The sequence below is a fragment of the Lyngbya aestuarii BL J genome (assembly GCF_000478195.2).
In the GTDB taxonomy this organism is placed as follows: domain Bacteria; phylum Cyanobacteriota; class Cyanobacteriia; order Cyanobacteriales; family Microcoleaceae; genus Capilliphycus; species Capilliphycus aestuarii.
In genome coordinates this window covers 57,250-71,037 of the sequence record NZ_AUZM01000031.1, presented here as the reverse complement: position 1 = coordinate 71,037, position 13,788 = coordinate 57,250, and the positions used below count along the sequence as shown (strand labels likewise).

Here is a 13,788-nt window from a genome sequence, read left to right as displayed (position 1 = left end):
CACCGGAAATAACGGTATTTTTGGGACTGTTAATAACAGCTATTTCTACAAGATTCGGCTGTGACTCCAGACAAGCTTTTACCGTGTTTTCGTCGGCAAAAACCACAACCATTTCGCCATTTTGCGGAAGTTGCTGCATTAAACGGGCGCGACTGGCAACGAGTTGGAGTCCATCTTCTAAACTGAAGACTCCCGCAACACAAGCGGCGACATATTCTCCGAGACTATGACCGATGAGAATATCCGGTTGAATTCCCCAAGATTTCCACAGTTGAAACAGGGCGTATTCAATAGCAAATAAGGCGGGTTGAGTGTATATCGTTTGATGAATTAAGGGTTGAAAATTGGGCGAATAAAGCAGGTCTAATAACGGGATGTCTAAAGTCTTTTGGAGGATTTCAGCGCAGTGAGTGAGGGCATTTTTGAAAGTAGGCTGAGTTTGATACAGTTGCAGTGCCATGCCTTCATATTGTGAACCTTGTCCGGTGAATAGAAAGGCTATTTTAGGCTGTTTTTTACTTTTAATTGTTTGGGAAAATAATTCGGGTGTATCTTTTTTGGCAACAAAATCAGTTAGGGTTTTGCTAAGTTGCTGAGGCGTTTGGGCGACAACAGCTAAACGATAGTCAAAGTGAGAACGTCCGGTATTAGCTGTACAACAAATATCCGCCAAAGAGACATCAGAATTCGATGCTAAAAAGTGATGATAACTTTGGGCTAACTCTTGCAAAGCCTTCTCAGTTTTTGCAGATAATGTTAACAAATGAAAAGGACGTTCTATTGAATTTGGTTCAGAAGAAACTCTCGGCGAATTTTCGACAATTAAATGAACGTTTGTTCCACTCATCCCAAATGAACTAATTCCAGCAAGCTGTTGTCCGGTTTCCGTTTCCCAAGCTGTCAGTTTTTGTGGAACTTTAACGGGTAGTTTTTCCCAAGGAATGTAAGGATTAGGCTGTTGAAAATGAAGGTGGGGTGGAATTTTTTGATGCTGTAAACTTAAAACGACTTTGATTAAACTAGCGACTCCTGCTGCTGCTTCTAAATGTCCGAAATTGGTTTTAACTGAACCGATGTGAAGGGGTTGATTTTTTGAACGGTTTTCTCCCAATATTTTACCCAGAGCTAAGACTTCTATGGGGTCTCCTAATGAGGTTCCGGTACCATGAACTTCTACATATTGAACGTCTTCGGGTTGAACTTTTGCATTCGCTAAAGCCTGACGAATAACCGCTTCTTGGGCGGAACCGTTGGGGGCGGTTAAACCGTTACTTTGCCCATCATGGTTAACCGCAGAACCGCGAATTATCGCTAATATATTGTCTTTATTTTTAATCGCATCTGATAATCTTTTTAAAATAACAATACCGCAACCTTCCCCTCTAGAATAACCATCTGCTTTCGCATCAAAGGTCTTACAACGACCATCCGCAGCTAAGGCTTTTAACTTACAAAAACCGATGGTTCCTTCGGGAGATAACATCAAATTTACTCCCCCTGCAAGTGCTAAATTGCACTCTTTATTTCTCAGACTTTGACTAGCCAAATGAACGGCTAATAAAGAAGAAGAACAGGTTGTATCTAACTGGAGTGTGGGGCCGTTTAAACCGAGAACATAAGAAATCCTTCCGGCGGCGATACTGCGGGTATTTCCTAAACTGCTAAAAGCATCAATTCGAGTCAAATCACCGGAATTAATATTACGACGAGAATAGTCATCAAAACTAATTCCAATAAAGACTCCGGTTTGACTTCCTCGAATATTTTCGGGGGATTGTCCGGCGTTTTCTAGGGCGGTATAACTAACTTCTAACAGTAAACGTTGTTGGGGATCAAGACTGATCGCTTCTCTCGGAGAAATCCCAAAAAATTGCGGTTCAAATTGATCAACTGCATCGATAAATCCCCCATAACGGGTGTACATTTTACCCGGAATATCGGGGTTTGAATCGTAGTATTTTTCTACATCCCAACGTTGTTTCGGAATTTCTGTAATCCCATCAACACCATTTTTTAACAGTTCCCAATAGGCTTCGGGAGTGTTTGCCTTTCCAGGGAAACGACAGCCCAAACCAATAATTGCAATGGCTTCGGTTTGAGTTTCTAGTTGTTGACGGAGATGGCGGATTTCTAACAGTGCATCCTTGAGAAGTTGTCGATATTCAGTTGATGAATTATTCGGATTCATTGTCCTGACCTCCCCTTTTTCATTGCTAGTTCTTGGGCGAGTAACTGTGCCATTTCTACTTCTGAAAGTAAATCAAGATTATTTTGAGTTGATTTTACTTTTTGTTGTTGTTTTTCCTTGGGTTTTTCTGTTTCTTGCTGTTTTTCTTGTTTGAAATTGCTTAGATATTGGGCGAGTGATTTAATGGTTGGAAAGTTCCAAGCAATTGTCGCTTCTAAGGGTTGATAAAGTCCTAATTTTTCTTCTAAATCTTGGGCTAATTCAACCGCCATAACTGAATCTATTCCATAATCAGCAAAGGCATGAGTTGGATCGATTTGATGAGCGGGTATTTTTAGCTTTTGACTTAACCACTCTATCAACTCATCTTGTAAACGTTCAATTAATTTAGATTGGCTAAGATTTGAGAGTGACTTCCAGCTAATTTGTTGATAGTCTCTCGGGGAAACTGACTGAGTAATTGCTTCTGTTTGTTGATTTTTTTCTGCTTTTATCAACGCTACATTATCGTTAGATTTTCGCAGAAATTCATCAACTCTTAGATCTTCCCCTGCTAAGGTTTGTTCAAGATCTCCAATGGTTTCAATATAACTATAAATTAAATCTGTAGTTTCATCGGCTTTTCTGACAACCGCATCATCGGGGGTTGAAGAAATTGCTTGTGTTAGCTTTTGTTCAAAATTAAGTTTGGTCCAATTCAGAGAACGTTGCATGACTTCAGATGTACTATTTCCCCCTTGCAAAGTCGCCCATAAAATCGCTAATGTCGCAATTTCTCCTACTTTAATTGAAATCCATTGTCGAGTTTGTAATGATGAAAATGACTCAATTGAAGTGCGATAACGAATTTTTTCAGCCCCATCAATGAGCCTTTGATAAACTTCGGGTGCGCCCAGGGTTTGACTCATAAATTGTTCTAATTCTTGGCTGTTATTCAAAACCCGTGAACCCAAGAAGAAATTCAACGTTTCTGTCGGCCCTTCAAAAATGCGTAAAACTCGGGCATCTCGTAAAATTTGAGGTGCAAAATTCGTTTCAATATATCCTCGTCCCCCCAATATTTGTACTAAATCATCGGCCGCTTGCCAATAAAATTCCGGCCCTGCTGTTTTACAAACGGTATAGGCTTCTACGGGAACAAATAAGCCTTGATCTAATAATTGTGCAATGCGATTAACTAAAGTTTCTATCGCTGTAATTTCAGCCGTTAATTGATTTAAACGACTTAAAATAAACGGGTTATTAATCAGCCTTCCGGTGGAAATTAGCCGTCTTTGGCTGTAGCGTAACATCAACTGGGCGCATCGTTTCATTCCCCCAATACTGGCGGCGGCAATTGCCAAACGCCCGTACATCATGGCATCCTGGGCGACACTCAACCCTTTACCCGCCTCACCTAATAAAGAATTTTTTTCAACTAACACGTCGTTGAGATAAACAGCATTCTGCACCATGCCCCGCATTCCCATCGTTAGGGCTTCTGGCCCTTGCCGCAGTCCGGGTGTACCTCGACGCGCCACAAAACCGCTAATTCCGCCCGCTTCGGGGTGTTTTACGAAGACGTTAATCGCACCCGCCCAGGCCGCCGAACCGCTCCAAATTTTGGTTCCGTTGAGTAACCAACCCCCTGAATTGTTAGTCGCGGTGGACTCGATGGCTTGGGGATTTGACCCGGCGCTGGGTTCGGTGAGGGCAAAAGCGGCGAGTTCCCGGCCTGTCGCCAGTTTGGGGAGAAGTTCGGCTTTTAAAGTATTGTTGCCAAATTTTAGAATTGGGCGAATTCCTAATATATTATTGAGTCCGACAAATAGGGCTAAAGTGGTGTCAATTGCACCGAGTTGTTCTAATATTCTTAGAGTTTCAATGTTGTTTAAACCCAAGCCGCCATACTCGGAAGGAACCTGCATTCCTAACAGTCCTTGGTTGCCAAAATCGAGGACAATATGAGGCGGAATACAGCGCCGTTCATCGATGAGACGGGAGTTAATTTGTTCGTTGGCATAGGTACGCAGCCATTGAATAAGTTGATCGGTTTTTTCTGTTGAAATATTCTGTTTTGTGTCCGATTGATTGAAGCTCAAATTATATTTGTTAATAGCGGTCAGAGTTTGTTCTAAATATTCAGTTCGACAAGCATAACGTTTGATTTTGCCACTGGTGGTTTTAGGAATTGCACCGGGCTTGAGGAATACAACTTCATAAACTTGCAGTTGATGTTGTTCGGAAACAGCCCGTATAATTTTTTCTATAACATGATTAACCTCAAGGGTTTTTAAAGCTGTTCGTTCTACTTCTTGAACGATAACTAAACGTTCTTCCCCTTCTTTTTCAACTCCAAAAGCCGCACCACAACCCAAGCGCAAACCCGGATCAGTTTGTTGAACGGTTTGTTCGATATCTTGGGGATAATAATTGCGACCTCGAATAATAATTACTTCTTTTAAACGTCCGGTCACAAACAGTTCACCATTTTTGATAAATCCTAAGTCTCCCGTTCTTAAAAACGGCCCTTCTCCGGTCTTGGTGCGCGTTCCTTGGCGGCTTTCAAAGCCGCAGGGTCGCACCGCTAAATAGGCTTTAAAAGTTTGTTGAGTCAGTTCTGTTTTTTTCCAATAGCCTTGCGTCAGACTTGCCCCAGAGAGCCAAATTTCGCCGATTTCTCCCTCGGAACAAGGGGTTAAACTTTCAGGCTGAACAATTGCCAGATTGTAATCAAATTCGACTTGACCACAACTTATTATTTTTTGAGCGTTACTAGAATTTTTAGATTCTACAATAATATTAGAACCTAATTTTTTGCTATCAACAGTTTGTACAATTGGAGGCTTTGATTTCTTCCCACCTGAAACAAATAATGTCGCCTCTGCTAAACCATAGCAAGGATAAAAAGCTTCTGAACGAAAGCCACAACTCGCAAACGTTTTAGCAAAGTTTTCTAAGGTTTTGGCTTGAATGGGTTCGGCTCCCACAAAGGCGACATCCCAACTGCTGAGATCGAGGGTTTTTAATTGTTCCGGTTTAATTTTTTGCAGACAAAGTTCATAGGCAAAGTTGGGCGCACCGCTCGTTGTTGCTTGATAACGAGAAATAGTTTGTAACCAACGAATCGGTTTCTGGAGAAAATGAACGGGCGACATTAAAATAACAGGAAATCCACCATAAAAAGGTTGCAGAATTCCCCCTATTAATCCCATGTCATGGTAAGGAGGCAACCAAATCACACAGCGACTATTGGGAGTATGTTCAAAGCAATGATGGATAATTTTTGAGTTGTGAATTAAATTGCTGTGAGTTAACATTACCCCTTTAGGGTTGCCCGTTGAACCGGAAGTATATTGTAAAAACGCGAGGGTTTCAGGAGTAATTTTGAGTTCTGTTTGTGATGAAAAATTGGGCGTTAAATTGTCTGTGGCGATAACGGAGTTGGTGGCAAGTTTTTGAATATTTTCTAATAATGGGGTGGTGGTTAGAATGACGCTGGCTTGAGCATCTGCGATAATACTTTGTAGGCGTAAAAGGTTGGAGTTGCGCCGAGGGGGATAAGCCGGAACCGCGACCACTCCGGCATAAAAACATCCGAATAAAGCGCAAATATACTCTAAACTGGGTGGGTAAAGTAGCAGGGCGCGTTGTCCCCTTAACCCCTGAAGTTGAGCGGCGATCGTTCTGGCTTGTTGGTCTAAGGCGGCGTAGCTGAGACGAACTTCCTCGGTTTCGCCATCGGTGAGAAAGATGTAACCAATGCGATCGCCTTCACTTGCGGCTCGGTACTTGAGCAGTTCGACTAAAGTTGTCGCTTGAGCGGGGTTTGTTACGGTAGATTCTAAAAGCTCGATCATCTCTCTGTGTGATTTCACCCAAAATGCGGTTTTGTTGAGAATTTATCCTAAGTACAAGCTCGAACTTCCTGATCGGACTTGCAGGATTTGGGTTAAATGCGACCGTTGATTTGATCTTTGATGCACCCACCCAGTCAAGACTTTCAATATTATTGACATAAACTCTTATTATTGGCAAGCCCCGATCACAAATTATATTGTTGCCCAACCGTCTGTCTGGGATAAAATTTCATAGACCCAGATCAGGTGATTCGGCTTCGGAGAGGCTCTGCCAACATCCACATTTAGAAACTCGCTTTTCATATTTAATATGACCTCTACAAAAATTTGAATGACATTTAGCTTCCCAAAATTTTGAAAAAAAACTTCTACAACCCAGTATAGTTCGGTGATACAGGGAGCCAAATAGATTACAAAGAACAGTTGATTCTAACTTGCTTTTTCGCTAGTTGAGATTCACTGTTAATAACAGTACCACAGAGTTTATCATTTTCAGAAGGATTTTGAAAAGGATTTGATGAAAATTTTATGACAATCAGACTTCTAACTTAGACGTTGTAGGCATTTGAGCGATTGACCCGTTACGGTCAGTGCCATCTCAGTTTGAAATAAATTTTCAACAAGTTTTAAAATGTTTAGCTATAATATTCCCCTCTCTCCATCCCCACTAACCTCCCTTAATCCCTCCCTCCGCCTGCGGCACCTCCCTTAAAAAGCAGGGCTGTTTCAAAGTCGGACTAAAATTTGATTTGTGAGGAGGTAGGGAGGATTTTTATTAATAAAAAGCTATTTTTGATCAGAAAAAACCCTCACCCCACCACTCCTTTTATGCACTCTCAAAGATTGTAAGGTTCATGTACTGTTATACAATACTTTCAGGACTATCTGCGAAAATAATCGTGCTAGAGTTGAGACTCGAATCAATGAGATACTCACTAATACTCTGACTCCCTTCTACTTCCGCTAAGTCTTGAGAATCTATTGTATTTCGAGTTAGAAGTCGATAAGTAACGGGAATAGCACCTTCTTCACTTTGCTCTGGAGGGAGAGAACTATCATCGAAAATGGGAATGCTAATGGTTGCGGTTTGTGCGGTAATCGTAAAGGCAAATCCGGTAAAATCAAAGTCTCCTGTGGGGAAACTTTCACCTCCTGTATAAGAAAGTTCGGTGAGATCAAATTGAGTTAAAGATTGGGAAAGATCGCTATCTACAAATACTCGAAGTCCGTCTTCAGGAGGGGGTTGGTCGAGTGAAAATTCAAAGTTTATCCGAGTTTCTTCTGTCTCAATCAATGTGTTTGGACTCGCACTAAAACTAACTTGAATTAACTCATTTTCCGGTTCAGGATTATCCGGTTGATTTCCATTTTCGGGAGGATTTTCAGGAGGTTGATCGTTGTTTTCCTCGTTCGGTTCATCCTCATCGTTATTATTTTCAGGATTGGAATTTTCGACATCATTATTATTATTTTCAGAATTTGGATTTTCGCTGCTTTCTAATGGAGAAATATCAAGTAGATTCGCCGGGATATCCAGAACCGCTAAAATTTCATCCGTATCAGCCAAGCGAATTTGAGTTAGACCGTTTTGTTGGGTGGTTCGGAGTTGGTCTAGGGTTAATTCTCCGGCGAGTTCAAAGCTATCCGTTCCCGCTTCAAACCCGATAATTGTATCGGTTCCTTGACCGGTTGAAAGCATAAATTTATCCTGTCCTAACCCGCCAATTAGGGTATCATTTCCCGCATCTCCCGAGAGAAAATCATCCCCTTCATTTCCAAAAATTAAATCATCCCCTTTACCCCCATAAAGAGTATCATTTCCCTCATCGCCAATCAGTGTATCTTCGTCTTGATTTCCGAATAGATAATCATCTCCTTCATCTCCGATGAGAAAATCTTGGCGTTGAGAATTACCGTTAGAAGGATCATCTCCAAACAGAGAATCATTTCCTTTTTCTCCAAAAATTACATCATCCCCAACACCGCCAATAATTTGATCATCATCTTGACCTCCGAATAGATTATCATCCCCATCTAAAGCGACAATACTATCGTTTCCTTGATTACCAAAAATAGCGTCGTTTTCTTCAGTTCCTATCAGTTCATTGTCTTCTGAATCTCCGAATATTTCCGAGTCAATTGCTGAATTGGTTTCAGGGGTTGGAAGTTCAATTTCAATTTGAATAATAGGTTCGGGTTCGGGTTCGGGTTCCGGTTCCGGTTCAGAGAAAAGAGATTCGGGAATGGGAGGAAGTAGGGGAACAACAAACGGTGAAATCAGCAGTTCAAAGCTATCTTGAATTTGATTTTCTTGCGGATCGCGAGCCGTTACTGTAACATTAAATTGTCCGGGTTGTGTGGGAATTCCAATGATTAATCCGGTGTTTGCATCAAAGTCTAAATTAGCAGGTAAACCCGTCACTGAATAAGTCAGCGGATCATTTTCAGGATCGCTAAAATTTTGATTGAGATTGAGACTAAATCCTATTCGTTGTGTTGCAGTTTGATCGGGGATGGATGTTGTTAAAACTGGGGATTCGTTTGTCGGTTCTTCGTCTGAGTCATCATCTGAATCATCATCTGAATCATCATCCTCAATTAAACTCGGATTATCAACAAACTCAATAGTAATTGGAGTGCTATTTTCTTCTAAATTGTAATCTTCGCTTTCGGCGAGATTAAAACTAATCGGTTGAATTCCTTCGCTGAGTTCATCTTGAAAAACAGGTAAACGAATACTCGCAGTTTGTTCGAGAATGGTAATCGCAAAGCTGGAAAAATCTTGATTCGGTGAAACATCAATAAGATTGCCAATTCCTGATAAGTTTACCTCGGATAAATCTAACTGAGTAAACCCTTGAGGAGTGTTACTCTCCAGAATCACAGTAACACCTTCTTCCGGTGGCGGTTCGCTAAGTTCAAAGCTAAACGTTAACTCTGTCGCTTCAGTTTCGATTAACGTTTCAGGAGTTGCTGTTAAGCTAACGGTGGGAATATTCGGGGGAATATTTGGAGGTTCTTCAACGGTTAAGTTAACAGTTGCGATATTAGAATTATCGGTTCCATCGTTGACTTGATAGGTGAAACTATCGGTTCCACTAAATTCGGGATTGGGTGTATAACTAAATGTTCCATCTGGGTTAAAAGTTAAACTTCCGTTTGTTGGTTCATCAACTAAATTTGCACTGAGTACATCTCCATTTTCATCACTATCATTGCTGAGAATTGTGTTAGTTTGAGCGACCGTTAAGACCGTTTCAAAGGGAGTGCTAAAATTATCATTATTCGCAACTGGGGGAGTATTAGGAGGTTCTCCAACGGTTAAGTTAACAGTTGCGATATTAGAATTATCGGTTCCATCGTTGACTTGATAGGTGAAACTATCGGTTCCACTAAATTCGGGATTGGGTGTATAACTAAATGTTCCATCTGGGTTAAAAGTTAAACTTCCGTTTGTTGGTTCATCAACTAAATTTGCACTGAGTACATCTCCATTTTCATCACTATCATTGCTGATAATTGTGTTAGTTTGAGCGACCGTTAAGACCGTTTCAAATGGAGTTGTATAATTATCGTTTTCCGCAACCGGAGGAGTATTGAGTTGAGTCGCTGTATCGGCTAAAGTTAAAGTAATTTGACTGGCATTCTGATCGATACTATAAGCCTCATTCTCAACTAAGAAAAAGGTTGTTTCCTCAACGCCAATATCATTAATAGGGTTAAAATTAGGGTCATCAGGTGGGAGATCACCATCATCAAAAATAGGTAAGGTAATTGTGGCTGTGTTGTCAAAAATTAGCAAATCTAACCCGCTCTCGTCATCGTTTACTGCTACCAATCGACTTCCTGTAAAGCTAGCTTGAAAAACAATAAATTCAGGCAAAGCCGAGGGAGTATCGTTATCGAGAGTGATGACAACTCCATCCTCGGGAATCTCTCCCTCGACGTTGAAGGTAATGGTGGTTGCGGTTCCTTCGTCTTCAATTAAAATTGATGGGTCAGCCGTGATACCAATTGTAATAGCCATTTTTAAAATTCCGTTGCTTTATTGCATCAAACCTGTCAAAATAGATCAGCTTTAGATGAGAATGAGTAGCAACAGTACAATAGCATGATTCAGAACGATTAAGTCAAGATCTCGATAAAATTCCAATTTGGGGACACTTGAAATTCTCACGTCAAGTATCCTATAAATCTGTGCGCCTGAATTCACCTAAAAACCCGGTTTCAGACTGGAACTTAAACATTTTGTCGCCTAATTATTAACAATCAACCGAGTTTTTGCTTCGGAGTAAAGCCTGTGCTAAAAAAACGTTAAATTTGTATTTTTCTGTATAATCGAATGCTTTTTTTCAGGAAAAACTCTAGCTCTAAATTTTAAAGGCTATTAATTTTATGCGAACGTTTACTATTCTTTGGTTTGGACAGTTGGTTTCAGCAATTGGTAGCACAATGACCTATTTTGGTTCTGTTATCTGGATGTGGTCATTGAGTGAATCGGCGACAACCTTATCTCTGGGTGGATTTTTTGGAATCGCTACTAGCCTTGTATTGACGCTGTTTTCTGGAATTATTGTAGATAGAGTAAACCGCAAACTGTTAATTTTAATTTCTGATTTAGTTGCGGGTTTATCAACGGTTGTGTTATTAATTTTAGCCTTAACAAATAACTTGCAAATTTGGCATCTTTATGTTGCGATCGCCATTAACACTCCCTTTAATCAAATTCAAATTCTAGCTTATCAAGCCTCTATTTCCCTGCTGGTTTCTCCCCAACATTATACTCGCGCTACCAGTATGGGAGCCGCTTTAAATTATGGTTCGAGTATTCTCGCTCCCGCTTTAGCAGGAATTTGTTATCCTGCAATCGGATTAGTCGGAATTCTTGTTATTGATATTTTGACTTTTGGGGTGGCGATCATCACCTTATTACTCACACCAATTCCTCAACCTCAACCTTCTGATTCTGAAAGTATATCTCAACAAACGTTATCCCAACAAACAATCTGGAAACAAATCACGTTTGGATTTTCCTATGTTTGGCCAAAATCGGGTTTATTAGCATTATTAACGGTGACGACTTTATTTGGATTTGCTCACGATATTGGCGCCGCTATTTATGAACCAATGATATTAGCGCGAAGTGGCGGAGATAGCAATATATTAGGATTTGCGGCTTCTGCGGCGGGTGCGGGAGGGATTACAGGTGCCATAATTGTTAGTATTTGGGGGGGAACAAAACGCCGAATTCAAGGGGTATTATCGGGGATGATGGGAGCAGGAATTAGTAAAATTATTTTTGGTTTAGGTCAAACTGCTTTTATTTGGATTCCCGCTCAATTTTGTTCATCGCTGAATTTTCCACTGATGGGAAGTTCAGATACTTCGATTTGGTTAACTCAAGTTTCACCCGATATTCAAGGGCGAATTTTAGCGATGCGATCGCTAATGCGTCAAAGTGTTTCGGCTGTTGCTTATTTAATTGCGGGGCCTTTAGCAGACTATATCTTTGAACCCGCAATGCAACCGGGAGGGGTTTTATCTCCGTTATTTAGTCCTCTATTTGGAACCGGAAAAGGCGCAGGAATTGCATTATTATATGTGATGAGTTCAATGGGTTTGTTTTTCATTGGATTTTGGGGATTTCAATCAAAAACGTTAAAAAATGTTGAAAAACCAGTTAGTTCACTTTCACCAAACGGCTAACTTGATACTGTTGAATAGGTTTGGGTTTAACCTGTTCGCCGGATTTTAGTAAACTGAGAACTTTTCCGTTTACTTGAACTCTGGCTTCATAAGCACCCCGAACCTTATCATCAGGAGAACTATATTCAATTCTCACATCAACCCAAGTGGCTTTTTGTTCAAGTTTTTTCCGTAATATTTTGGCTTTATTGAGAGGAATAAACCGAAGAACTTGTTTCAAAATATAGATCAAAACCCCTCCTTTATCCTGGCGAATAACCCGACCCGATTTCTGATAATTTAACCAATGCCAACCTTCTTTGTCCCAGATTTCTCGTTCGGCAATTTGTTCAAATTTTCCCAAGCTAGACCAACCCCGATAATAAGGTTTTAAATCGACTAAGTTTCCTTTTTTATGAAGGAGTAAGTCAAGAATATCTGACTCTAAATGACCCCAAAACCGACCCGAAGGAAAATCAATTAAAGTCGGTGCGAATTGATGACCGCCAAAGTGATTTGTTTGCCAAATTCTCAGTTTATTTGGAGAATTAGCAGCATATTTTTGACGAAGTTCGAGATAAAGAGGATAACCAAACCGACCACAAGCGCGATCAACATCAGTATGTGTACAAACTAAAATATCTCGAATATCTTGGGTGTTTTGGCGATATTCTGCAAACTTTTCTAAATGTTGGGGTTGAATTAAAAGCGCGTTAACTACTGAACTAAGTTCGGTTTCAGGAACGAGATATTCCTGTTTTTCAAACTGAGAAAATAAGACATTCAAACGAGAGTAATGAAAAATTCGCACAAAACCGGGTTTAGAATAGTCTTCATCGGGAACAACTAACAGGGGTCTCAGCATAATTTTAGGGTTCAATTGTTCCCATTGTTTCAATAATTCAACCACAGGCTGAAGCCGAGGATGATTTTTCCAGGGGTTACTTGTCCAAGGTTGAGGAACTTCTACAATTAACCATTGTTCAACTGTCGGTGCAGTACCAATTGGATCGACTCCGTTTGCTTTGGAAAAAACGTTACAATAGGTGCATTCGGTTTTATTTTCTACGAGTTCTGTTGTAATCATAAAAATGTTTAATTCTCTAAGTTGTAGGATGGGTTAGCGTCAGTCAGAGTCAGTCAGAGGTTGAAAGCTCTCATTTGTAAACTATTGAGATTCTTCGTTGCACTCACCAATGACAGCTTACAGGTTTTTAATTCCTTAATTCCTGAACTTCTGAGTTAGGAAATTGATTTTTTTTCAAGATATAAATGGCTATAGTTGCAGCTAAACTATAAAAAATAACTAAAATTAAAATAGCTATTTCTGCAAAGGGCCATTCAAAATTTAATCCTTCACCAAGCCAAAACGTACCTAACGCCATCAGTAAAATTCCCGCTCCGAGTTTAATTAAAACTTCAGGAAGTTTGAGTAAATATTGATGGAGTAATATCACCAAACCGAGGGAGAAAACTAAAGCTAAAACAGTAGCACTAATGGCTTCTTTCCACGCCGCAGAAGCCAAGCCTAACGTTGTCACAATGATCGCAACTTCTAACCCTTCTAAAGCGGCACTTTTTGCCATGATCATAAAGTTCAACGGACTGAAATTTTCGGGTTCCGTTTCAATCAAAATTCCTTCGGCTTCTAAAGGATCATCACTCATCCAACCTGCACGTTTTCCTTTGGCTTGTCGCAAAACGGACTTTTTCACCCATCCCCAACCAAACCAGATCAGCAGACTACCGATAACTATTTGCAATAAGTACAAGGGGATTAACTGCAAACTACTACCAAGAGCGATCGCCGCCACAGCCACCACCGTCAACCCGGCTACCGTTCCCCAAATGGCTTCGCGCCTGTAGCCGGAACGGGCGATCGCATAAGCAATAGCCGCAGTTTCGAGAAACTCAACGCTGGCACTCCCCGCCGCCGCCAAAAAGATACTCCAGTTCATCGTACTTGAGATATTTTCTCAACATTACCGTGCTATTATACAGGCAGGTCAGCAAAAAAACCAGGATTTCGCTGAACTTTCCTTAAATCTCTCTTTTTGAGAATTAATCTGTCTAACA

At 40.6% G+C, this 13,788-nt stretch carries 6 protein-coding genes; 1 reads left to right on the top strand and 5 read right to left on the bottom strand.

From position 1 onward, the window contains the following. The 3 genes from M595_RS14495 to M595_RS14480 all read right to left on the bottom strand — a co-directional run. On the bottom strand, nt 1-2,188 hold a 2,188-nt coding region (locus M595_RS14495; RefSeq protein WP_023067024.1), incomplete at its 3' end, for a type I polyketide synthase. Then, complete coding sequence (locus M595_RS14490; protein WP_023067028.1) at nt 2,185-6,027, bottom strand: AMP-binding protein; 3,843 nt, start codon at nt 6,025-6,027, stop codon at nt 2,185-2,187. The genes M595_RS14490 and M595_RS14495, both read right to left, overlap by 4 nt. A gap of 862 nt (nt 6,028-6,889) precedes the next feature. Beyond that, nucleotides 6,890-10,054: an Ig-like domain-containing protein gene (locus M595_RS14480; protein ID WP_023067027.1), complete on the bottom strand. Its 3,165-nt coding sequence runs from the start codon at nt 10,052-10,054 to the stop codon at nt 6,890-6,892. Between the two features lie 368 nt (nt 10,055-10,422). Between M595_RS14480 and M595_RS14475 the strand changes: the two genes are divergently transcribed. After that, complete coding sequence (locus M595_RS14475) at nt 10,423-11,733, top strand: MFS transporter (RefSeq protein WP_023067034.1); 1,311 nt, start codon at nt 10,423-10,425, stop codon at nt 11,731-11,733. Here M595_RS14475 and M595_RS14470 read toward each other — a convergent pair. Both M595_RS14470 and M595_RS14465 read right to left on the bottom strand, forming a co-directional pair. Next, nucleotides 11,708-12,799, bottom strand: coding sequence for a ferredoxin family protein (locus tag M595_RS14470; protein ID WP_023067051.1), 1,092 nt, complete (start codon nt 12,797-12,799; stop codon nt 11,708-11,710). The genes M595_RS14475 and M595_RS14470 overlap by 26 nt on opposite strands. Nucleotides 12,800-12,926: 127 nt before the next feature. After that, a complete protein-coding gene (locus tag M595_RS14465; protein ID WP_023067039.1) occupies nt 12,927-13,670 on the bottom strand; it encodes a COG4280 domain-containing protein in 744 nt (247 codons plus the stop codon). Nucleotides 13,671-13,788: the final 118 nt, after the last annotated feature.